Source organism: Bradyrhizobium sp. ISRA430, assembly GCF_029909975.1.
Classification (GTDB): domain Bacteria; phylum Pseudomonadota; class Alphaproteobacteria; order Rhizobiales; family Xanthobacteraceae; genus Bradyrhizobium.
On the sequence record NZ_CP094516.1, the window covers coordinates 6,822,977 to 6,843,756 of the forward strand.

Below are 20,780 nucleotides of genomic sequence, written 5' to 3' on the forward strand. Positions count from 1 at the left end.
AGGCGAGCCGCGCCTCCCGCAGCGCTAAGTAGATCGAAGTGCCTGTCATGATGGAGTCCGAAGAGCATAGTTCAAGGCAGGTAGCCACTACGTCGGGCGATTTGATCCGAGGGGATGCTGTGCATGTCTGCTTACGATCAGGAGAAGCTTACTTGTCCGCCGCGCCGCCGATCGTGGACAATGATGTCTGCCTAGATGGTCGATTCTATAGAGAACGTGATGTGCCGGGAACACCTTAGTTCGTCTTTTTGCGCACGCCCGGTGGCGGACGACATTTCGCTGCCCAGTACACAGTCGTTGCAATAGAGCAGGTGGACATCGAGAGCACATCGCCAATCAGGACACGGAACACTTCGCGCGCGGGTTTCTAATTGTCGTTGCGCGGGTGCCTGGTCGGACCGGGTACCCATCTGCTGATAGGAACCTGCGAGTCATTATCATTAGACGTCGGTCTCTTTGACGGATCGGCAGCCGGCGATCTTACGTGCGCTACCAACAGATCGCGGCTTGTCGCAGCGACTATCTGTAACTCACGCGCAGAGTGCGTCGGGTAGTCACGCCGAAGCGCGCAGAGTGCTTTGGTCAGGTTGTGGTCAGCTAGGAATTCTATCCTAGCCGAGGGCTTGCACGGCACGAGCTCAATTGCGTGCAACTTTGCCGATAGGAGAGCGCTCTCATGTATGGCAGAAGCGTCGGCTCATCCAGCCAGTTCACAACCGGTAACCAAACTGACGATTCGTCAGAAGCGGGAGATAGTCCCCGTTTTGCGGAAACAGTTGCAGGAATGGAACGAGGTGGGTCGTCATCCGAACCAGCGGCGTCATACTCTCTCGTTTCCGAACCGCCCATTAGAGAGATCGACCGAGAGTCCTTCTTGCGCGGAGTTGAGAGATTCTTACGCAATGATATCAGGCACATCGCCGAGAACCCAGAAGAGTACTCGGACTTCGTCTCCCAGAAGGCTGAGCGCGCAGCGACGGTTGCTGGAAGTTACGCCAACACCTACGACGATCCAAATAAGCCAGCACGATTTTATAGCTACCGGTTGGGCGACGAAATTGTGGGGCTTCTAAGAGCAGGAGGCCCGGCTCGGATTAAAGGAGACCATTTTCAGCAGCAGTTTGGGCGCAACGATATCACATCCGTCGTAGATCTTAGGGTGACTCATCCGCTTGTCGAGAACGCTGGCGATATCTTGCTAGAACATCAACTGCGAGAGGACGGGGACCATCCGCTGATCTTGTCGCGGCCGGCCCTAGCGGGCATGGAACCTCGTCTAGCGGACATGGGTTTTGTTAACGTGGGTCGTAACCACTGGGTGCTTGATCCTCACCAGCGCCCCGATGTGTGGGCGAAGAATGAGAACGACGAGTGGCAGCGGGTAGGCAAGCCTACGAAGTATCTTTCCAAAGATGGGGGCAGTGATGTCGGCCCTCAGAGAAGCTACGAAACGGATTCGTCGGACGATGACCCTTCATTTTACTTGGAGCGCGCTCTTAGGGGGATGCACATGGAGTAAATTGGCCGCAATCGCAGCAGTGGGCCTGAAATGACGGACATTTGACCGTCTATCCCGGGCTCAACGGTCTTGCTTCAAAGGGGGGCGCACGCTCGCTGCGTCGCCCCCGCCGGCTGAAACGTCCGTTCAACCTTTCTCCGAAGGCGCTGACGAAGCTGCGGTTGGATGCGATCCGAGGGGGCGTAACGGGGGCTCCCTACGGAGTGACCATCAACGAGCAGCAACGACCAGCCACCGCAGGCAGCTATCCGGCAAATGGTGTAGAGGGCTTGGACCCGAAAGCTGCAGCTGCACGGCCTTCATGGAAACGGCAGCAAGCCCCAAATTGTCGAATTGATTGGTCTGAATTATGCGTCGGGTGATTGGGTGAGCCAGCAATGGCGGCTTGCGCGTTGGATCACCACAGACACTATCAGCCCGGCACGTGTACGGTTCTTGCAGGTTGATTGCACAGCGACAATGAAAAAGCGTCTTGCAATGAATGGGCGATAAATGAAGCCAAATCCCATCTACGCGATCTGCAGGTTTAACGACATTCCGAGCCGCCAGGCCATGGGATTCCACCTTATGGTCGTCGATGATCACGGCAATCACCGGCCGTGGTCCATCATTGTGGTGCGCTGGGGCAAAAAGGTGCTTGGATACGTCAACAAATGCCCGCACAACGGCGTCAATTTGGACTGGGAGCGGAACGAATTCCTCGATCCATACGGTATCCGGCTGATGTGCGGCAAGCATGGTTCGACCTTCGAACTCGGCACCGGCCGGTGCGTCGAAGGTCCATGTCAAGGTAGAGCGCTCACGCCGATCGCGTTGGCAGTTCTGGATGGTGATATCTGCGTCGTTGGTGTGCATCTTGTCGAAGACGATGCATCGGCCAACAACTGAAGCCGCGCTCAGACCGGCCGGTTCTCGTTGCGGTTTTTCACGGGCTCCATCCTCTTTAGCCCGTCATCGTACGAGATCTCCTCATAGGATAGGTCGAGATCCTTTGCGGCATCGAGGAGGTAATCAAGCTTGCCGCCCGGATCGAGCTTCTTGATTTCGTCCTTGTTGAGCCCGACCAGGTCCATCATCTCCTTCCAAACCGTGGATTCATCGCACGGTAGGACGTGGAAGCTAATATCACCGAACTTCACTCGGTACTTCGCCAGTAAATCAATGTTGTTGCAGAACATGAAGTAGCTGCCGGCTGGGCTCAAGGCGCCGTCAAGGACGGTCGCGACGTCAGCAAGATAGGCGAAGGAATGCAGGTAGCCGGCCAGCACCGGAATAGTGCGTTCGTCGTCCTGCGCGATCGCCAACACCTGCTCAATCGAATAGTCTGGCGGCCGTTTCTCGTCCGCGACCTGAGTCTGGAATTTTAGTGCCACGTCGCCGCGAAAGCCGAACCGGCCCGGCTTGGTAGTCCCGCCCTTGAGTACGGCATTGAGCAAGCGGCCCTCCTTCTCAAGTCTGCCGAGTGCGGTGTTCTCGATTGCAGTCATTAAATTCTTCCTCGATCTAAGCTCTTCACCGACGCCTTGGCCGGTGCCAGATGCGATGCAAATTGCTTGCCGTCGCATGAGCAGGGGCCTTCGCCGTAGCTTAGAAAGAAATCGCGTCAGTGGCTGCGATCGCGTCAAGGAGTCTTGTCGGGAACGCGACACCGATTCCAAAGCCAACAGGCGCGATCCGAAAAAGTGAGCATCATCAAACGTCTGCGCGCTGGCACGTGACTTGCCCTTGGCAGCTAGATCCAAGTTGATGAGGGAAAGCCGTGATCAACCTGACGGATAGCGCAGTGAATGCAATCAAGAGCGCGATTTCATCGTCGACGCATCCGACCGGCGGTCTGCGCGTCATGATCGAAGCAGGCGGCTGCAATGGATTCAAATACAAGATGGGTCTGGTCGAAGAACCGAAGCCTGACGACACCGTGATCGAATGCGACGGTCTGAAGGTGTTCGTCGATAACAAGAGCTGTGAGCATCTGATCGGCACGACCATCGATTTCGTGATGGCACTGGAGAGCTCTGGCTTTACCTTTCACAACCCGAACGCCACCGCGAACTGCTCATGCGGAAAATCGTTCAGCTGATGAAACAAATCGTTCAGCTGCTGAGGAGAAGACATCGAAGCATGCCGGCCGAACCAGGACAACGGAGGCAATCGTCGTCCACTGCGACAGACCGAGAGCGTCGCATTCGCGGCGCAATCGAAGAGATCCGATCTAATCTGCAGCGCGACGTTGGCGACTGTCACCTGATCGGGATCGATGGCAGCAGGGTCATGGTCAGGCTGACCGGTGCCTGCACGTTGTGTAAGCTTTCGAGCGTGACGCTGAAAGGCATTCAGGCGCGGCTGGTCGATAAACTAGGCGAATTGGTTCGCCTGATCCCCGTCGCTGCTGCAGGCGAGGCAGTGAATTGAGCGAAAATCGAGTGCCGATTTACCTCGATAACAATGCAACGACGCGGACCGATCCATCCGTCGTGAAAGCCATGTTGCCGTTCTTCACCGAGCAGTTCGGCAATGCCTCGTCCACGCATGCCTTTGGCAGCGAGGTCGCAGTCGCTGTGAGACAGGCCCGGCGTAGCTTGCGCATCCTGCTAGGGAACGCTTACGATCATGAAATCGTTTTCACCTCGGGAGGGACCGAGGCCAATAATGCCGCGGTCCTCTCTGCGCTTGCGACGCAGGAAGACCGCGACGAGATCGTCACCACCTCGGTAGAGCACTCCGCCGTTCTTGCGCTAACCGAGCAATTGGCGACAAGAGGAGTCAAGACGCACATCGTACCCGTAGATTCTCGCGGCCGGCTCGACATCGAGGCGTTTCGTTGCGCACTCGGGCCACGCACAGCGATTGCCTCGGTTATGTGGGCCAACAACGAGACCGGAACGATGTTTCCTGTGGAGTTTCTAGCCGGGTTGACTCGGGAGGCGGGCGCGCTGTTTCACACTGATGCGGTCCAGGCCATCGGTAAGGTGCGCGTGAACCTAAAGGACAGTGCGATCGACATGCTGTCGCTATCCGCGCACAAACTGCACGGCCCCAAGGGGGTCGGCGCGCTATATTTGCGCAAAGGGACTAAATTCCGGCCGCTGATCTGCGGCGGATCACAGGAACGAGGGCGCCGCGGCGGGACTGAGAATATTCCCGGCATTGTCGGCCTGGGAAAGGCCGCCGAGCTTGCGGCGGAGCAGCTTGAACCCGAGCGCGATCGCATTGGCGCGTTGCGCGACCGCCTTGAGCAGGGAATTTTGCACAATGGCGAGTGCGTTGCGCTTGGCGATATCAGCAATCGATTAGCGAACACGGCCAATATTGCCTTCGATCGTCTCGAAGGCGAAGCCATCGCCCACCATCTCAATAGGGCGGGCATTGCCGTGTCGCTCGGATCAGCCTGCAACGCCGGCTCAATGCAGCCATCGCATGTTCTGCGTGCCATGCAGGTGCCGGCGTGGCGGATGCGTGGCGCGGTGCGCTTTTCTCTGTCGCGTGAAACCTCCGTCGCGGAGGTCGATGAGGTCGTGTGCGCAGTGTCCGACGTCGTGGCTCGCCTGCGCGCCACCTCCCCCGTCGCAGTCAGGGAGTAGACCTCGTGAAAATCATGATCCGCCGGTCTCCGGACGCGGGCCTGTCGATCTACGTGCCAAAAAAGGATCTCGAAGAGCCAATCGTGGAATCCGAGTACGAGACGCTATGGGGCGGCTGGATCAAAGTAGCTAATGGCTGGGTGCTCGATTTGCCCGAGATGCCGAGCGACACACGGTTACCGATCACAATCAACGCCAAAAAACGGGGCGAGAACGGGGACGATCCGTGAAGGCGCCCCCGCAGATCGACTTTGTCGATGCTGCCGATGCAAAGGCGACGCTCGTGGACATCGCTGCCGGCCTGAGGGCCGCGAGCGTCATTCCCTATCTCGGTCCTGGCCTCGCCGAATTGTGCAGATCCGATATGCCGACCACGCCAGAGGCGTTGGCCAGCTTCTTCGCGAGCAAGGTTGCGCTGCCGCGGCGGGCTAAGGGCAATGCATGGGCGTCGGCGCAGCATATCGAGATCAGCAAACACCGGTCCGCCGTGACGGCATTGATGACGCAGGCCTTCGCTCGGCCAGTCGAGCCGACGCGGTTGCACCATCATCTTGCGTCCCTGTCGCTGCCCGTCATAGTCGACGCGTGGTATGATGCCGCCATGCGCGCGGCGCTGGGTAAGCGCGATGGATGGGGCGAAGTGCAGGGTATCACCCGCATCGGCATTGGCGAGAATCGCTGGTATCGCTTTTACGATTCACGTGGCCAAGAGGTCGACAGTGCCGTGGCCGGCAGCTGGGCGACGGTGTTGTACAAGCCGCATGGCAGCGTGCAGCCGGCCAACAACTTCCTTATCTCCGACGCTGACTATGTCGAGGCGTTGACCGAAATCGACATTCAGACGCCAATTCCAGACATCATCAAGGAAAGGCGAACCGGACAGACCTTTCTCTTCATCGGCTGTCGCTTCAACGACCAGCTGTTGCGTAGCTATGCGCGGCAGATCATCAAGCGCTCGGCCGACACCCACTATGCGATCGTTGATCCGGACGCGCTCTCTCGCAACGAGCTCCGCTTTCTACTCGAGCAAGGTCTGACGCCGCTTGCGATTGGGCTCCCTTGCGCGGTTGAGATACTGCTCACCCATTAGTGGCCTTGCGAAGCCCGGATACTCCAGCTCGTATCGGCATATTGTGAGAGCCGCAACGCGAGAATGAATGCCAAGCCATGGAGCTCTGCGTGAGAATGACGACGTATCTGTCGCATCGTCAACAAGCGCATCATTGCTGTTCTTCCATGCGCCAGCGACGATCGTTTCCGCTAACTCGTTGGCGTATGGCTGCAATTTCATCGTCTCCGCCATGGCATGCAAGTTGCTACTCAGCTTCTTGAGGCTCGCTCACGGATGGTCCTGGGGGGCCGATGATGCCTGCAGGGAAAAATGAAAATGAACGCGGTCGTCGAACGCGAAAAATATGTCAAAGCTGCAGTGGATAGCGGCAAGATGATGCAGTCCGCCGCCTGCCGCGCTTCGGCCAAGACCGGGCAGGCGAGCTGCGGCTCGCAGGCAGGTCAAGGCGATCTGCCGACCGAAATCTGGGAAAAGGTCAAGAACCATCCCTGCTACAGCGAAGAAGCGCATCATCATTACGCCCGCATGCATGTCGCTGTCGCGCCTGCCTGCAACATGCAGTGCAATTACTGCAACCGAAAATACGACTGCGCTAATGAATCGCGTCCGGGTGTGGTGAGCGAGAAGCTCACCCCTGAGCAGGCGGTAAGAAAAGTGCTCGCGGTCGCAACCACCATTCCGCAGATGACGGTGCTTGGCATCGCTGGTCCCGGCGATCCCCTGGCCAATCCAGCAAAGACGTTCAAGACGTTCGAGCTGGTCGCCAAGGCGGCTCCCGACATCAAGCTGTGTCTGTCAACCAACGGACTGACTCTGCCGGACCATATTGATACCATCGCCAGGTCCAAAATTGACCACGTCACCATCACCATCAACATGATCGATCCCGAAATCGGCGCCAAGATCTATCCGTGGATCTTCTTCAACTACAAGCGCTACACCGGCATCGACGCGGCAAGGATACTCACCTCTCGCCAGCTGCAAGGCCTCGAGATGCTCAGCGAACGGGGTATCCTGTGCAAGGTCAACTCGGTGATGATCCCAAACATCAACGACGACCACCTGGTCGAGGTCAACAAGGCGGTGAAGTCGCGCGGTGCCTTCCTTCACAATATCATGCCGCTGATCTCCGCGCCCGAGCACGGCACAGTATTTGGTCTCAACGGTCAGCGCGGACCGACGGCGCAGGAATTGAAGGCGCTGCAAGATGCTTGCGAAGGAGAGATAAAAATGATGCGGCATTGCCGCCAGTGCCGCGCCGATGCGGTCGGTCTACTCGGGCAGAATCGCAGCGCAGAGTTCACCACCGATCAGGTCATGAAGATGGACGTCCAATATGACTTAGAGATGCGCAAGGCATATCAGGGCAGGGTAGAGGATGAGCGTGCCGCCAAAGTCGCGGCTGCCCAAAAGGAGCTTGCGGAATTTGCCGGAGAGATGAGCGCGATCACTCTTCTAGTGGCCGTCGCAACCAAGGGCTCGGGGTTGATCAACGAGCACTTTGGGCATGCAAAGGAATTCCAGGTGTACGAACTTTCTACATCCGGCGCCAAATTCGTCGGCCACCGCCGCGTGGACGTTTACTGCCTGGGCGGTTATGGCGAGGAGGACAGGCTTTCCGCCATCATGCGTGGCATCCATGACTGCCATGCGGTCTTCGTGTCCAAGATCGGCGGCTGCCCGAAAAGCAATCTGATCAAGGCGGGGATCGAGCCGGTCGATCAATACGCCCATGAGTTCATTGAGAAGTCGGCGATCGCCTGGTTCAAATCCTATCTGGACAAGGTCAAACGCGGGGAGATCCAGCACGTGCAGCGCGGCGACGCCGCGATCCGGCAAGGATCTCTGATCTCTGCAGCGTAAGGGGGAATATGTGCCATTCAAGATCATTGCCTCGCAGTGTACGAGCTGCTCAGCCTGCGAACCCTTATGCCCGAACGTTGCTATCTCGGAGAAGGGGGGAAGCTTTGTCATTGAAGCGGCGAAATGCACTGAATGTGTAGGCTATTTCGACGAGCCGCAATGTGTCGCAGCCTGTCCGGTCGACAATACATGCGTAGTTGACACGTCCTTGCCTCGCTACCAGGCGCCAGCCTAAAGCGTGAACCCCATGAGCGGCATGCCAAGAGCTGGTGCTGAAAACGTCGCAAGCTTCGTGCTGCGCGTTGGCGGCGGCGCAGGCGCCGACGTTCGGTCCTCCATCACGGACGACGACTGCGCTGCATTGTCCTGCGATCGTGCTGTTGCTGGTCGGCAGCACGGCCCTGGTGGGCATTTCATTCCGCGCGACGGTCCAAAGGCGCTTCGCGATGCCGAGAGCGGCCTTCTAGGCAGCGCTGCCATCGTCAATGTGACTGACGATGCCGCGCGAGGATGAAGTGATCCAGGATCTCGCCTGGGCGAGGCGGCCCCCGCATCTCTAAAGGAGCGATGCATGAGGCGCGGTACATGAACAGCATCGTTCGCGACAGCGACGTCGTCGAGCTCAGCGAGCCGCCTGTCTTCAGCTTTGGCCAAAAGGTGCGAGCCAATCGCACCATCCGCAACGATGGCACCTATCCCGGCAAGGAGATTGGCGACGTTTTAGTCAAGAAGGGAGAGGTGGGTTACGTCGTCTCGATCGGCACATTCCTGCAGCAATTCTACATCTACGGCGTCGAGTTTTTGGAAAGCGGTTACCGCGTTGGCATGAAGCGCAAGGAACTAGAGCCGGTGGACGCCTGCGAGGAGATCGATGATCTGCCATTGCCGGAGGAGTCATGACGCAGCCCGGCTTTCCGAAATATCGGCGGGGCCAGCGGGTCAAAACCGCAGTCGACCTCATCAACGACCACTCATTTCCCGATACGGAGCCCGAGGGAGTCTTGCTCGCCGCCGGAGCGACCGGCGAGATCATCAACGTCGCGATCCATACCGAAGCGAACATGCCGATCTATATTGTCGATTTTGGTGAGCAGCTGCTCATCGGCTGTCTTGAAGAAGAAATCACAATGCTTTGAATGGAGGCTTTCGCCATGAATGCTGCGCTGATGAGAAAGGTAAAGGCCGGGCTGGTGCCTCACCCCAACGAGCTCGATCGCAAACGGATCGAGCGCGGCTTGAGCTCGCGCAAGCGCTATCTCTACGTCTCGCCGAACGTGACGCCGGTGAGGGGCGGCTACCTCGTCGAGAGCCCCTGTTGCTCGCGCAACATCGACAAGGATGGCGCTCTCATCGATGTCGCGCTGATTCTTTATGATGCCGTGAGCGGGATCTGGAAGCTGTTTCGCAAGAACCACGCGCGAGGAATCTGGGAATTTTACAGCCTTTACCATCGGTTGACTTCTGCAATCGACGAATTGAATGCGGATCCGGAGCGTCTGTTCTGGCAATGACGCCCCGCCTTTCACGAGTCATAGAGGAGCCACGATGGCGCTCACCGCGGAGGAATTGATCGAAATCGAGCGGTTGCTTGCAGCCGATGGCGCCGAGATGGGTCCGTTTGTCGAGCTGCGGCGCCGCTTTCCTCAGTTTGCTTGGGTGTGCTGTGATGCGTCGGATGTGGCGGATCAGCCGTTCCGGCAGTTTCCGCGTTTCGACCTTCATCTGATCGATGGATCGGATCACTGCGTGCAGATTACGGCCGATCCGACGCGGGCGACCGGCATCGTATTGGCCAAAAGGAATGTTGGACGGTGACCACTGAACTAGCAGAGTATCGGCTTGATGGCGCGCACACTGTGGAGGAGAATGCATCATTCATTCCACTGTCCGATCCTGATATCACCTTCGCCGAGCTCTCTGCCGTGAAAACGCTGATGTGTTCGCCGCAAATCTCCAACGGGCGGATCACTGAGGCGTTTGAGCACGCTTTCGCCGCCTATCTTGGCCGCAAGTATGCCGTTGCGGTCTCGAGTGGTACCATCGGGCTCCTCCTTGCGCTGAGGGCGCTCGGCATTGGCCCGGGGCAGGAGGTTATCGCCTCGCCCTACTCCTTTCGTGAGACCGCGCATGCCATCAGTCTCGCAGGCGCACGAGCGGTATTTGCAGATATCGACTATTGGTCGGGAGCATTAGTCCCAGCGAAGGCCGAAGAGCGCATCACGGCCAACACGCGGGCGATTGTTGCCGGCAATCCCAACGGTCATCCAGCGCCATGGTCGGAGCTGCGCGCGGTCGCGCAGCGCCATCAGCTGCTGCTTTTGGAGGATTCCACCGAGGCGATCGGATCGAGCTATAAGGGTGAGCTCGCCGGCCGGTTTGGCGACATCGCGGTGTTCGACTTTGCTCAGCCGGTGGCCCTAACCTGTGGCGAAGGCGCAATGGTGGTGACCGACGATATCGACATCGCGGTCGGCTTGCGTCGCCATCGCGCCCATCGCCTGGACGAGCGATCCTCCGTTGTTGTCGGTAGCACGGCACCTTATCAGGCCGGCATGAGCGATCTCACGGCTGCCTTGGGTCTAGCGCAACTCAAGCGTCTCGATGAAATTCTGGAGCGGCGTCGGTTGGTCGAGCAGCTTTATAACGCGCATATGCAATCATTTGAGGGCATCAAGCCGCCTTATGTTGGCCCCGATGTGACCGAGGTGAACTGGTTGCTTTATCTCGTTCATCTGGGGACACGCTTTACGCGATCGGGGCGCGACGCCATTATCGATGATCTGCGCGGCGCAAAGGTTGAATGCGCCGCCTATAGCCAGCCGCTGCACTTGCAACGCCACTACTTTGACTTCGGCTATCGGCGTGGCGATTTCCTGGTTGCGGAAAAAATATCCGATCGCGCTCTGGCGCTTCCGTTTCACACCCATCTCACGAACAAGCAGATCGAATTTATCGTCGAGACCATGAAAGATGCGTCGATCAACGTGGGAGCGGGTGCAGCGATTTACTGAGATGCTCGTCATCCACGACACGGAAGAGCGAGGATTGAACTGCGATGATCGTAGTTTTTCTCATCGCGAGAGATGAGCCAACGGACCGAGGATATGTCGTTTGTGGCAGCGTTGCCGGGCACACATCGTGATCCACATGGCGGGAGCGCGCCGGATCCCGCTGGAGGCATGCACTCGTCTTAAGGCCGCAAGAGAAATGCTCAAAAAGTGCCTGAAACCAAGCACATCACAGTCGAGATTCTCGGTGTCCGCTCAGGATCTTTCGAGTTACCAAAACAGGGGATCGGTATGAACTCGCAACAAGTCATCATCCACGTCCGCTTCGGTCCGAACGGGAGGGTGATCCAAATCAGCGAGCGTCCGGCGAAGCTCACGCCGAACCAGTGGTTTGATGTCCTCAACGCCCGTGCCAGCTCGGCTTATCGGCCGCTCGCTCGTGGCCGTGGGATTTTTCAGCTGAGCCGGACTGCGATCGAAGCCTTCAAGCAGGAAACTGCGAGGCTGGGATGAGCGAACCAATAATCGGCAACCTGATGAGCGATCACATCGAGGTTTTTGTCGTCTGTCCGGCCGATGCCATCGAGCGGAGTGGGGCCATGGGCTTTAGCCTGTCGCGGATCGATGATAGGGGCGAGAGCCGGCCGTTTCCAATTATTGTGGTGCGCACCTTCGGCAACGACTATTTTGGTTACGTCAATCGTTGTCCGCATGAGAGCGTCTGGCTCAACATCGGCTGCGGTGCGTTTTTCTCGGCGGACCGCTCCTTTCTCAGATGCGGCCGGCACGGTGCAAGATTCGAGATCGACACTGGGATGTGCATCGACGGCCCCTGCGATGGACAATCGCTTGAGCCGCTAGCGCTCGCCGTGATCGAAGGTGACGTCTGCCTGTGCGGCGTCAAGCTCCTGGAGGACGATCGGTTTGCCGACCCGTTCGGGGACAGCGACGAAACCATGGATATCACGATCCATCCGGACTAACGGCCCTATCGCATTGTTGTGCTCAAGCTGCATGAGGCGCTTTGCCGTCGGACGAGGCCATCGTACTCGTGAGCGTTGGCAGATGCGTGTCACGGCTTTTGATTTGTGAAAAAAAGCGGGCACCTCGCCGGATTGCGGCCTTGCACTCCGCGACCTCCGCCGCACCAACAAGCTGCTCTTGCGCTGGCTCGTCAAATCGAGCCGGCAGGCGGGACATGCTTCCTACCGCCGGCGATATGTTTGAGCGGGAAATGCCCCCGGCGGCTGGAAGTTCGCCGAGGGCATCGTCTGGGCTGAGAGAATGGCGGGACCCAGACTGACAGGACCGTTTGGGCAGGAGGAATGACGATCCTGTGTCAGAAGGCCGGCCGGCGCGGCTGGCGTTACTGCCGGCGGTGCAACTGCCATGCCAAACCTCCGTTCGTGCGACGCCCTTAGCGAATGGCGTCACCATCGTCAGCTAGGGCCGGTTAGGAGCAAATGCATTAATGAGCACGTGCTCGTTGTTCCGCATTTGCCGCTGCAAGCGCGTCTTGACGTGTATCGAGCGAAGCGTGGGCCAAATCTGGGGCCGCTGTGTTGCCGGTTTAACGTTGCTGCCGATGGGGATTGCGACCGGCTTGGTCTGCAGCCTCAAAGCTGGCTCGGCGATCGTCCCTGCCTCGTTGGGCTCTCGCGACAGGCGATATCTGTTGAGTAAACGATAGATGAGCAGCGGCGGAACGCAGCGTCCAGCTTCAGGGCGAAAAAGATGCTGTGGGCTCGCGTCGGTCAATGCGGCTAGCCGATCATCCATGGCAGAACAGAGCGCTCGATTCACCGCGCGATCGTCGAGCTCCTCGCTAGGCGGCTCGAGGGTCATGAAGATCGCTGATCATTCCAAGATATGGTAGCGCAAGAGCTGGGCAAAATAACCGAGACTCTCGGTTATTCTGCATACGAACTGCAGAAGGTTGAAGCGGGAGGTCAAACGCTATGCGAGGTTTGTCGTGTCCGAAACAGAAGCGAACGACATTGTCGCAACCTCGGCAATAATTGTGAGTCGCGCAAAGCAAGGGATCGTTGCAGAAACGAACGTTACGCATCTGGTGTGCAACTTGCTTTGGAGAAGTTGGATGGTGAGCAAGTGATGCAGGAGTAGAAAGATCGCGATGAGGGCAGAAGAGGTTGGAATTGATCAAGGAGGCTGCTCCGGACGCGAAGGTATCTATCGCTGATCTTCAGCGACGACAATCACGATGGCGCCCGCTCATTTCGCCTGCTTTGGCAAGCGCGAGTGGGAATCAGTAGCATCAATTGGTCGATGCCGCGTTTAATCGTAAGAGATTGTCGGGGCGATGTGCTCGCACCTTGTCTCTTCTCAGATGAAGCCCCTTGATCACAGGATAGGCGCATGAACTCAGAAACCGAATTCGAGCTTCCTCAACTTTATAGGCATCATGTCTTTGCCTGCAACACGCAGCGTCCGCCAACTCATCCGCACGGCAGCTGTGGCGCCTCCGGCGCGCAAGCCCTGTGGGATCGAATGGGCAAGGCGATCGAAGCGCAAGGCCTCAACGATATTGGCTTCACGATGGCAGGCTGCCTTGGCTTTTGTAACTCTGGTCCCTTGATGGTCGTCTATCCCGATGGAGTGTGGTATCGCGCGACCACGCCTGAGGATGTTGACGAAATCGTAAACTCCCACCTCAAGCAGGGCAAACGTGTGGACCGCCTTGTGATGGTGCTAAAGCGAAGCTAGAGGTTTCGATTAACGGCCACTGGCCCGGGCTAGCAAGCATCGACGGATTGTCCGGCAACGAGCTGGCCGCTCGGAGCTCGGATCGTCTGAGGTTGAGCGTAGCCCTCACGCCCCGGATCTGCGAACGGCAGGTCATTGACGTTGCCGCCCTTCTTCTCCGGCCCAATATGCAAATGGCGCCTTTGCAACGCGCGACGAAACAGCAATATGATCATATGCTGGGTCGATCTGTTGTGTACCGTCACTCCATGCCGCGCGATACGCAGCTCACAGCGAGAGCAATGCTGCGAATGGCTCCCCGCGTCTCGCGAGATGACGCGTCCTTGACGCGTCATCTCGCTCTGCTTGCACTGCGGTGAGGTTAGGGGACGCGCTCGATAAGCTCGCCGCGTCCGGGTTGATCAAAGGGATTCCCCTTTCTGGTCCTGTTCTAGCGTCAGAACTTGTAAGTGACGCCGCCGCTGACGAGCCATGGGTCGATGTTGGCGCGCCCGGTGACGGCAATCGCGTTGTTTACGGTCGCGGAGTACTCCGGCCGCAGCCATAGCTTCTTCACGTCAAAGTTGAGGCCCCAGTTACGATCAAGCATGTAATCGAAGCCGAATTGGACCGCCGCGCCGAATTGGTTGCTGATGCGCAAATCCGTCACGGCAAGACCGGCGAGCGACGTGTTGGCTGCCGATTGGTTGAAGAATGCGGTGTAGTTGATGCCCGCGCCGATATAGGGCTTGAGCGCGCCGAAATCGGTGAAGTGATATTGCAGGGTCAGTGTTGGCGGCAACAGCCAGGCTTGGCCGATATCGAGGCCAGTGAGCGCGCCATTGCCGCTGATGTGATGGCTGGTCACGCCTAGAATGAGTTCGGCGGCAACGTTTTTTGTGAAGAAATAGGTGATATCGAGCTCGGGTATGGCTTGATCGCTGATCGAAAGCCCAGAACTTGGTGAGGACAGCGAGGGCGCCCCGACGACGCTGACCGAGCTGCCTGCGGTATCCGGCAAAACGCCAAGCACGCGCAGGCGGATCATCCATGGATTGAAGGGTTCGATCGGGGGCGCTTTATAGTAGATCGGCGCCCGACCCAGATCCGCAGCCTGTACCGGGATGCTGGCCAACGAAGTCGCTAGCGCGAGGAGCGATGCCCTCGTCAGAACTGTCTTTGTTCTCATCGAATTCTCCATTCCAAAGTCCGCGCGAAGAGCCGCGCGAGATCTCTGTCACACACGGGGAATGGCGGAGGATTTGATACCGATCAAAATGGGAGCGGTCATAGCGCAATTATGTCGCTAAGTTGCATAAGGATCACGGCCGCGAAGCGTGGTGATCTGTTCTGATCGTTATTCAATTTGAGAGAGCCGAGTCTCTTCAAGAAACCGCCTCTCGGCTTGGTGCTCTGATCCAATCCAGGCCGCGGACGTCATGCGCGATAAGGCGGCAACTGTCGCGGCCTCTCACAAGGTCGAGAAGCGCGGCATTCGAGCGCAATATAGGCGATGCCCATTACGGAGCCGCCACTCGCGCGGGCCGTCTCAGCGAAGGTCCCGTCGTCTATTGCCCGTGAAGGAAGCCGGAAGTGGGAAACGTCATCTTTGCCTCGTTTGATGGGCTGGGGGTGCGCTCCGCCGTTTCCTCACGTCTGGGGACAACGCGTGCGGTTTGCTTCGTGCAAGCATCCCTCGAGATCATCTTGCGTCTTGCGGCTAAGCAGCGACAGCACGGGCTCATGATCGAGTCCGGCACATCGTGCCCCGTCTACGTCGATCAGCGGTCGTCGTATCAGGAGCGGATCGCCCACCATCAATGCGAGTGCGCTTGCCGCGTCGATAGTATCGGGATTGACTTCGCCTGATTTGATACGGGGCGCAGCTCGGTTGAACCAGGAGTCGACGGGCATGTTGCCGAAGAACCCGCGCAATTCCTCCGCATCCCATAGCTTCTTTAGGATGTCTTGGGCGATCACGTCGTGGCCGGCGGACTTTAGCGCTTGAATCTGACGCGCGTTAGTGGCGCAGCCGGGCTTCTGATAAAAGATGATTGTCGCCACGATATACCTATGTAGGCGCGCTGAGCTGAACGATTGGCACGGCGCTGCTGCTTTCGGGAGCCCATTCGAATTTCTTCCCGATCATCTCCAATGTCAAAGCACCAAGCGCCGTACCGTATTTGCAACACTCGCCGCTGGGCCGCCAGGTTTCGAGCCCGACCGACATATTCACTCTCCTCAAATCGCCCGGCTTGCAAGAAGAGCAGCAAGTTACGTTCCACACCTGAACGCATCGGAACAGGTCCCGCCAAACCGGCTTTTCGCGTTGATGGTTGTGGTCGTTGTTCGATTTCTGACAGCCGCAGATCCTGTCAGATCCAAAACAGCCGGGATCACTCAGCGGCTGGTTGGTTTTATGAAACGTAATCAGAAGCTTAAGGAGCGCGGTCAAGCGTTGGCACGGCGGTTGCTAATAAGCGGCAGCAACACTGAGTGAGGGCTGAGTGCACGCCGACGCGTAAGGCGAGCGATGCGCTCCTTCCCTCGATCCCGTGTGCCCCCGTTTCTGAGAGAGAAACAAGCTCGCGCGCAAGAAGCGCGCAACTTTTGGCAAATCGGTTGATGGAGAGCAACATGTCTTCACTGAGACAAATCGCGTTCTACGGGAAGGGCGGCATCGGCAAGTCGACCACTTCGCAGAACACGCTGGCGGCGCTGGCCGAGATGGGTCAGAAAATCCTGATTGTAGGGTGCGATCCGAAAGCGGACTCGACCCGCCTGATTCTGCACGCCAAGGCGCAAGATACGATTTTGAGCCTTGCAGCGAGCGCCGGCAGCGTTGAGGACCTCGAGCTCGAGGACGTAATGAAGGTCGGCTACAAGGACATTCGCTGCGTGGAGTCCGGTGGTCCTGAGCCGGGTGTCGGCTGCGCCGGCCGCGGCGTCATCACCTCAATCAATTTCCTGGAGGAGAACGGCGCCTACGAGAACATTGACTATGTCTCATACGACGTGCTCGGCGACGTCGTTTGCGGTGGCTTTGCGATGCCAATCCGCGAGAACAAGGCGCAGGAAATCTATATCGTGATGTCCGGTGAAATGATGGCGATGTATGCCGCGAACAACATTTCCAAGGGCATCCTGAAATACGCGAACTCTGGCGGCGTGCGGCTGGGCGGTCTGATCTGCAACGAGCGGCAGACCGACAAGGAGCTAGAACTGGCGGAAGCGTTGGCCAAGAAGCTAGGCACTCAGCTGATCTACTTCGTGCCGCGCGACAACGTGGTGCAGCATGCCGAGTTACGCCGCATGACGGTGCTCGAATATGCACCCGATTCCAAGCAGGCAGATCACTATCGCAATCTTGCGACCAAGGTTCACAACAATGGCGGCAAAGGCATCATCCCGACCCCAATCTCCATGGACGAGCTCGAGGACATGCTCATGGAGCATGGCATTATGAAACCCGTGGATGAATCCATCATCGGCAAGACCGCCGCCGAACTCGCGGCCTCGTAAAGGTCGCGAGTCGCGGCCTTGTGAAGGCGCGCGACGGATGCCGGTCTCCCTCACCGCCCATCCCGGGAGGCCGGCATTCTGACGATCGACCCAGATCAAAACCAGGATGCGGCAGCGCAAACGTGACCACTGTGGAAACCCGCAAAATTACGTCCGAAGCGCACTTCCTTCCGTTGATGGCTGCTTGTGCCGTTAATGCCAACAGCCAGATGCACAGGGGAATTGCAACCTACCGCCTGCTCACCGGTGTGCCTCCTGCAGATGCCGATATTGCCATTGACAGCAACCTCGATCGCCATGTCCTGGCGTCTATCCTGGCGGCTGCCACAATGGATGGTGGCTCCCTTCCCGAGAAGGCCGGCCTGTCCGGCCTTGAACTGGCGGCCTTGCTGGAGCAGTACTTTCCCTCGCTTGAGATCAAGCTCGCGGAGCAGCTCTCGGCTTTCAAGTGCGAAGAGGACGACGAGATCGGAATGCTGCGCGATCTCTTACTCAAGCAACGCTCGACGGAAGGGGATATCGGCCGCTGGCTGGCTGCGATGATCGCGCGCCGCGCCATTGAGCCAGGCCATCTTTGGGAAGCTCTTGGCTTGCGCAATCGCGGCGAACTCTCTCGGCTGCTGAGCCGCCATTTCGCGCCGCTCGCCGCGCGCAATGTCAACAATATGCGCTGGAAGCGCTTCTTCTACCGCATGCTTTGCGAGAATGAAGGCCTCGTGATGTGCACAACGCCCGTGTGCAAGCAATGTGACGACTTCAACCTCTGCTTCGGCGAAGAAAGCGGTGAGAGCCGGATGGCCGAGCGCCGGCGCGATTTTCTGTTGCAGGCGCCTCGGCCGGTTGTTGCCGGCGACTGGCCATCTGAACTGCCACAAGGGTCCGCTATCGCCCAGTCATCCGAGAAACCTCGCCGGATTTGGTAAGCCGCGCGGGAGGTTGAGGGCGCGGCTGACGCCGTTTCGATGCGAGTGAGTGACCATGTGTCCAAGACGGCGGCGGGCCCCAAATGCTCCGCGACAATTCTCACTCCTGGCGCGCCGCAATTGCATTAACGTTCGAACTCGGCGTAGCAGCAGGCAAGGCGTCCGCTTCATGAGCCTGTCGCATTTGCGACAATCGATTTGCAAGAAGGTCGAGGACAGAAGCGTTAGTTTCGTCATGCAGCTCGTCGTCCCAGGCAACCCATTATGCTGGTTGCTGAAGCTTAGGTAGGTCAAACAATGAGGAGCTCTCGCGTGATTGCCGCCAGCACCGCCGCCAAAACGTCTTGGTCCACCGTGCTCAACGACACGACGTTACGCGACGGCGAGCAGGCACCTGGCGTTGCGTTCACCACAGAGGAAAAGCTCGCGATCGCGCAGGCGCTGGCGCGGGCCGGAGTCACGGAAATCGAGGCGGGAACGCCGGCGATGGGCAACGAGGAGATCGCCGCCATCCGCGCCATTGTCGAAGCAGATCTTCCGCTGACCACCATAGGCTGGTGCCGGATGCGGGAATCGGATGTCGACGCGGCGATCGAAGCAAAGGTGTCCATGATCAATATGTCGATCCCGACCTCCGATGTCCAGATCGCGGCCAAGCTAGGTGGTCATCGCGACCTGGCGCTGGAACGGGTGAAGCGAGTGGTAGGCTATGCCTGTGAGCGCGGATTTGATGTCGCCGTCGGTGGTGAGGACTCCTCCCGCGCCGACACCGATTTTCTCATCAGACTGATGGCAACCGCAAAGGCCGCGGGCGCGCGTCGCTTTCGCATTGCAGATACGCTTAGCGTGCTCGATCCCGACGCAACCTACGCGCTGGTCAGGAATTTGCGTGCGACCACCGATCTCGAACTCGAATTTCACGGTCACGATGATCTCGGACTCGCAACCGCCAACACGCTCTCCGCCATCAAGGCTGGCGCGAGCCACGCCTCAGTGACCGTCATCGGGCTGGGCGAGCGGGCCGGAAATGCACCGCTCGAGGAAATCGCGGTCGCACTCAAGCAGCTCTACGGGCGCGAGACCGGCATCATACTCCCGGAGCTCGAGAACGTCGCCGCGGTGGTAGCAGCCGCGGCCGCACGTGCGATTCCTATGAACAAGGCGATCGTCGGCGAGCATGTATTTACGCACGAATCCGGCATTCATGTCGATGGCCTTTTGAAGGATCAACGCACCTATCAATCGCTTGATCCCGTTTTGCTTGGCCGCTGCAACCGCTTTGTGATCGGCAAGCATTCCGGACTTGCGGCGATCACCGCGTTACTCGATGAACTGCAGCTCGTCGCCAGCACCGATCAAGCCAGACAGATCCTGTCGCGAGTCCGCAAATATGCCATCGAGCACAAGCTGCCGGTCGAGCGCGAAACCGTGGCGGCGATCTGGCGCGACGTGTGCGGATGCCTAGCAACCCACCCCGCGTGAAAAGCCGTGTCCAGCAGCGTTTGCGTCGACCATTCGCAAACAGACGCGCCGCAAGGAGGGCGTTTGATGTCGCTGATGGGGACGAACGGCGCCCAGCTTTCGTACGGCAGATCCCGGGCGCGATGTCACCTCCAGATCTTACTTATCGTTGCGCCATACATGCTGTGATCTCCTATCCAATGGCGAGCCGTCCCCGGACTGCCAATCGGCGTCTTCTCGCGCGGCTGATTTCCGGTCCGGCGACCGTCCTGACGAGCGTCAACCTCGATCGTGGTCTCGCCATTGATCCCGGATCTTCATCGGGACTGACGTCGTCACCGGCGGGCCTGCCGATCTGGGCAGCGAAGTTGAGGGCATCGCTTTCCGGCGTCAGGCTTTGGCGATGCGCACCAGCTGTGCGAGGCAGGACGGCAGCAGTGAACGGGCGCGACCCCATCTCATTGACCGTCCAGAGCTAATCCGAAGGAGAATTTTCGATGCTCAACTCATCCCCGGCAGCCGGTATCCTGGATCGGCTCAGCAAGGCCTCGTCGGCAGAGGATTTTTTTTCGCTGCTTGGCGTCGATTACGACCCTAAAATCGTGAATGTCGCGCGCCTTCACATCTTAAAGCGCATGGGACAATATTTTGCCAAAGAGCAATTTACTGGTGCGGCAGAGCCGGAAATCAGAGCTCGGTGCAAGGCGATGCTGGAGCAGGCCTATGCCGATTTCGTGGCATCGACACCGATCGACCAGCGAGTGTTCAAGGTTTTGAAGGATGCCGTCGCAGAGCCTAAGAAGGCCGCGGCCTTTGTCCCGTTGAGCGAGCTGAAGTGATCTCTCGCTCCACTGCAAGCAAGGTTTGCCCGACGGGGCGCCGTGGCAACCCGATGTGGGGCCTTCGTCTTCATCCGGGTCAACTCTCTGCCGCCATGACCCGAGCGGCGCCTGTCGTATTCCCGACCCATGTCTGGACTGGTCGTGTCCACGGTATCAGCGGCTATTTCAAGTGTCTGCCAAACCAATGCTTTGGACCGACTTTCAGCGGTTTTTGCAACTGGTACGACACTTGCTGTTGTCCTGCCGATCCGATCATCGATGTCGACAGATGGTAGTCGTCCGAGAT

At 58.4% G+C, this 20,780-nt stretch carries 25 protein-coding genes; 21 read left to right on the top strand and 4 right to left on the bottom strand.

Translation table 11 applies throughout. From position 1 onward, the window contains the following. Window positions 1–676 precede the first annotated feature (676 nt). Together MTX21_RS32435 and MTX21_RS32440 are read left to right on the top strand one after the other, a co-directional pair. Window positions 677–1,519, top strand: coding sequence for a host specificity protein (locus MTX21_RS32435; protein ID WP_280971323.1), 843 nt, complete (start codon window positions 677–679; stop codon window positions 1,517–1,519). Window positions 1,520–2,011: 492 nt separating this feature from the next. After that, window positions 2,012–2,407: a Rieske 2Fe-2S domain-containing protein gene (locus MTX21_RS32440; RefSeq protein ID WP_280968647.1), complete on the top strand. Its 396-nt coding sequence runs from the start codon at window positions 2,012–2,014 to the stop codon at window positions 2,405–2,407. Window positions 2,408–2,415: 8 nt separating this feature from the next. Here MTX21_RS32440 and MTX21_RS32445 read toward each other — a convergent pair whose 3' ends face one another. Then, the gene (locus MTX21_RS32445) at window positions 2,416–3,006 is read right to left on the bottom strand and encodes a hypothetical protein (RefSeq protein ID WP_280970859.1); all 591 of its coding nucleotides are present in this window, start codon (window positions 3,004–3,006) and stop codon (window positions 2,416–2,418) included. 272 nt (window positions 3,007–3,278) lie between these two features. Here MTX21_RS32445 and MTX21_RS32450 point away from each other — a divergent pair, with 272 nt between their 5' ends. The 14 genes from MTX21_RS32450 (at window position 3,279) to MTX21_RS32515 (ending at window position 12,026) form a co-directional block, all read left to right on the top strand. Beyond that, window positions 3,279–3,599 carry an iron-sulfur cluster assembly accessory protein gene (locus tag MTX21_RS32450; RefSeq protein WP_280968648.1) on the top strand — a complete coding sequence of 107 codons (321 nt, stop codon included), beginning with the start codon at window positions 3,279–3,281 and terminating at the stop codon, window positions 3,597–3,599. A 41-nt stretch (window positions 3,600–3,640) separates the two neighbouring features. After that, the gene (locus MTX21_RS32455; RefSeq protein WP_280970860.1) at window positions 3,641–3,931 is read left to right on the top strand and encodes a NifU family protein; all 291 of its coding nucleotides are present in this window, start codon (window positions 3,641–3,643) and stop codon (window positions 3,929–3,931) included. Further along, on the top strand, window positions 3,928–5,100 hold the full coding sequence (nifS, locus tag MTX21_RS32460) for a cysteine desulfurase NifS (RefSeq protein ID WP_280968649.1): 1,173 nt from the start codon (window positions 3,928–3,930) through the stop codon (window positions 5,098–5,100). Before MTX21_RS32455 ends, nifS begins: the two co-directional genes overlap by 4 nt. Before the next feature lie 5 nt (window positions 5,101–5,105). Next, window positions 5,106–5,330, top strand: coding sequence for a putative nitrogen fixation protein NifT (nifT, locus tag MTX21_RS32465; protein ID WP_280968650.1), 225 nt, complete (start codon window positions 5,106–5,108; stop codon window positions 5,328–5,330). Continuing rightward, window positions 5,327–6,190, top strand: a complete 864-nt coding sequence (locus tag MTX21_RS32470) for an SIR2 family protein (RefSeq protein WP_280968651.1) — start codon at window positions 5,327–5,329, stop codon at window positions 6,188–6,190. The genes nifT and MTX21_RS32470 overlap by 4 nt, the downstream gene beginning before the upstream one ends. 354 nt (window positions 6,191–6,544) lie before the next feature. Then, window positions 6,545–8,035, top strand: coding sequence for a nitrogenase cofactor biosynthesis protein NifB (gene nifB, locus MTX21_RS32475; RefSeq protein WP_280970861.1), 1,491 nt, complete (start codon window positions 6,545–6,547; stop codon window positions 8,033–8,035). Window positions 8,036–8,045: 10 nt separating this feature from the next. Continuing rightward, the gene (locus MTX21_RS32480; protein ID WP_091881697.1) at window positions 8,046–8,270 is read left to right on the top strand and encodes a 4Fe-4S binding protein; all 225 of its coding nucleotides are present in this window, start codon (window positions 8,046–8,048) and stop codon (window positions 8,268–8,270) included. 350 nt (window positions 8,271–8,620) lie between these two features. Next, the gene (locus MTX21_RS32485; RefSeq protein ID WP_280968652.1) at window positions 8,621–8,935 is read left to right on the top strand and encodes a nitrogen fixation protein NifZ; all 315 of its coding nucleotides are present in this window, start codon (window positions 8,621–8,623) and stop codon (window positions 8,933–8,935) included. Then, window positions 8,932–9,171, top strand: coding sequence for a nitrogen fixation protein NifZ (locus MTX21_RS32490; RefSeq protein WP_280968653.1), 240 nt, complete (start codon window positions 8,932–8,934; stop codon window positions 9,169–9,171). The genes MTX21_RS32485 and MTX21_RS32490 overlap by 4 nt, the downstream gene beginning before the upstream one ends. Before the next feature lie 15 nt (window positions 9,172–9,186). Beyond that, window positions 9,187–9,546: a DUF3024 domain-containing protein gene (locus MTX21_RS32495; protein WP_280968654.1), complete on the top strand. Its 360-nt coding sequence runs from the start codon at window positions 9,187–9,189 to the stop codon at window positions 9,544–9,546. 34 nt (window positions 9,547–9,580) lie between these two features. Continuing rightward, window positions 9,581–9,850 carry a hypothetical protein gene (locus MTX21_RS32500; RefSeq protein ID WP_280968655.1) on the top strand — a complete coding sequence of 90 codons (270 nt, stop codon included), beginning with the start codon at window positions 9,581–9,583 and terminating at the stop codon, window positions 9,848–9,850. Window positions 9,851–9,891: 41 nt separating this feature from the next. Continuing rightward, on the top strand, window positions 9,892–11,046 hold the full coding sequence (locus MTX21_RS32505; RefSeq protein ID WP_280970862.1) for a DegT/DnrJ/EryC1/StrS family aminotransferase: 1,155 nt from the start codon (window positions 9,892–9,894) through the stop codon (window positions 11,044–11,046). A 207-nt stretch (window positions 11,047–11,253) separates the two neighbouring features. Next, window positions 11,254–11,556: a hypothetical protein gene (locus MTX21_RS32510; protein ID WP_341510918.1), complete on the top strand. Its 303-nt coding sequence runs from the start codon at window positions 11,254–11,256 to the stop codon at window positions 11,554–11,556. Continuing rightward, complete coding sequence (locus MTX21_RS32515; protein ID WP_280968656.1) at window positions 11,553–12,026, top strand: Rieske 2Fe-2S domain-containing protein; 474 nt, start codon at window positions 11,553–11,555, stop codon at window positions 12,024–12,026. The genes MTX21_RS32510 and MTX21_RS32515 overlap by 4 nt, the downstream gene beginning before the upstream one ends. Before the next feature lie 460 nt (window positions 12,027–12,486). Here the strand turns inward: MTX21_RS32515 and MTX21_RS32520 are convergent, their stop codons facing one another. Then, on the bottom strand, window positions 12,487–12,888 hold the full coding sequence (locus MTX21_RS32520; protein ID WP_280968657.1) for a hypothetical protein: 402 nt from the start codon (window positions 12,886–12,888) through the stop codon (window positions 12,487–12,489). A gap of 531 nt (window positions 12,889–13,419) precedes the next feature. On the opposite strand from MTX21_RS32520, the gene MTX21_RS32525 reads away from it, so the two are divergent. Continuing rightward, window positions 13,420–13,767 (top strand): (2Fe-2S) ferredoxin domain-containing protein, encoded by a 348-nt coding sequence (locus MTX21_RS32525; RefSeq protein WP_018319601.1) that lies wholly within the window; start codon window positions 13,420–13,422, stop codon window positions 13,765–13,767. 436 nt (window positions 13,768–14,203) lie between these two features. Here MTX21_RS32525 and MTX21_RS32530 read toward each other — a convergent pair whose 3' ends face one another. After that, entirely contained in the window at window positions 14,204–14,947 is a 744-nt protein-coding gene (locus tag MTX21_RS32530; RefSeq protein ID WP_280968658.1) for an OmpW family outer membrane protein, read from the bottom strand. Window positions 14,948–15,396: 449 nt separating this feature from the next. Further along, on the bottom strand, window positions 15,397–15,810 hold the full coding sequence (locus MTX21_RS32535; protein WP_280968659.1) for an ArsC/Spx/MgsR family protein: 414 nt from the start codon (window positions 15,808–15,810) through the stop codon (window positions 15,397–15,399). A gap of 573 nt (window positions 15,811–16,383) precedes the next feature. On the opposite strand from MTX21_RS32535, the gene nifH reads away from it, so the two are divergent. From nifH to nifW, 4 genes are all read left to right on the top strand, one after another. Beyond that, window positions 16,384–17,268, top strand: a complete 885-nt coding sequence (nifH, locus tag MTX21_RS32540) for a nitrogenase iron protein (RefSeq protein WP_027571409.1) — start codon at window positions 16,384–16,386, stop codon at window positions 17,266–17,268. 176 nt (window positions 17,269–17,444) lie between these two features. Then, window positions 17,445–18,191, top strand: a complete 747-nt coding sequence (locus tag MTX21_RS32545) for a nitrogen fixation protein NifQ (RefSeq protein ID WP_280970864.1) — start codon at window positions 17,445–17,447, stop codon at window positions 18,189–18,191. Between the two features lie 297 nt (window positions 18,192–18,488). Then, on the top strand, window positions 18,489–19,673 hold the full coding sequence (gene nifV, locus MTX21_RS32550; RefSeq protein WP_280968660.1) for a homocitrate synthase: 1,185 nt from the start codon (window positions 18,489–18,491) through the stop codon (window positions 19,671–19,673). 476 nt (window positions 19,674–20,149) lie between these two features. Continuing rightward, window positions 20,150–20,491 (top strand): nitrogenase stabilizing/protective protein NifW, encoded by a 342-nt coding sequence (nifW, locus tag MTX21_RS32555; protein WP_280968661.1) that lies wholly within the window; start codon window positions 20,150–20,152, stop codon window positions 20,489–20,491. Window positions 20,492–20,780: the final 289 nt, after the last annotated feature.

Coding starts and splice junctions, on each gene's coding strand:
- MTX21_RS32440 (WP_280968647.1), top strand. CDS start 2,012: ATGAAGCCAAATCCCATCTACGCGATCTGCAGGTTTAACGACATTCCG.
- nifB (WP_280970861.1), top strand. CDS start 6,545: ATGATGCAGTCCGCCGCCTGCCGCGCTTCGGCCAAGACCGGGCAGGCG.
- nifW (WP_280968661.1), top strand. CDS start 20,150: ATGCTCAACTCATCCCCGGCAGCCGGTATCCTGGATCGGCTCAGCAAG.
- MTX21_RS32435 (WP_280971323.1), top strand. CDS start 677: ATGTATGGCAGAAGCGTCGGCTCATCCAGCCAGTTCACAACCGGTAAC.
- MTX21_RS32515 (WP_280968656.1), top strand. CDS start 11,553: ATGAGCGAACCAATAATCGGCAACCTGATGAGCGATCACATCGAGGTT.
- MTX21_RS32485 (WP_280968652.1), top strand. CDS start 8,621: ATGAACAGCATCGTTCGCGACAGCGACGTCGTCGAGCTCAGCGAGCCG.
- nifV (WP_280968660.1), top strand. CDS start 18,489: ATGAGGAGCTCTCGCGTGATTGCCGCCAGCACCGCCGCCAAAACGTCT.
- MTX21_RS32520 (WP_280968657.1), bottom strand. CDS start 12,888: ATGACCCTCGAGCCGCCTAGCGAGGAGCTCGACGATCGCGCGGTGAAT.
- MTX21_RS32525 (WP_018319601.1), top strand. CDS start 13,420: ATGAACTCAGAAACCGAATTCGAGCTTCCTCAACTTTATAGGCATCAT.
- MTX21_RS32500 (WP_280968655.1), top strand. CDS start 9,581: ATGGCGCTCACCGCGGAGGAATTGATCGAAATCGAGCGGTTGCTTGCA.
- MTX21_RS32455 (WP_280970860.1), top strand. CDS start 3,641: ATGCCGGCCGAACCAGGACAACGGAGGCAATCGTCGTCCACTGCGACA.
- MTX21_RS32530 (WP_280968658.1), bottom strand. CDS start 14,947: ATGGAGAATTCGATGAGAACAAAGACAGTTCTGACGAGGGCATCGCTC.
- MTX21_RS32490 (WP_280968653.1), top strand. CDS start 8,932: ATGACGCAGCCCGGCTTTCCGAAATATCGGCGGGGCCAGCGGGTCAAA.
- nifH (WP_027571409.1), top strand. CDS start 16,384: ATGTCTTCACTGAGACAAATCGCGTTCTACGGGAAGGGCGGCATCGGC.
- MTX21_RS32495 (WP_280968654.1), top strand. CDS start 9,187: ATGAATGCTGCGCTGATGAGAAAGGTAAAGGCCGGGCTGGTGCCTCAC.
- MTX21_RS32545 (WP_280970864.1), top strand. CDS start 17,445: ATGGCTGCTTGTGCCGTTAATGCCAACAGCCAGATGCACAGGGGAATT.
- MTX21_RS32445 (WP_280970859.1), bottom strand. CDS start 3,006: ATGACTGCAATCGAGAACACCGCACTCGGCAGACTTGAGAAGGAGGGC.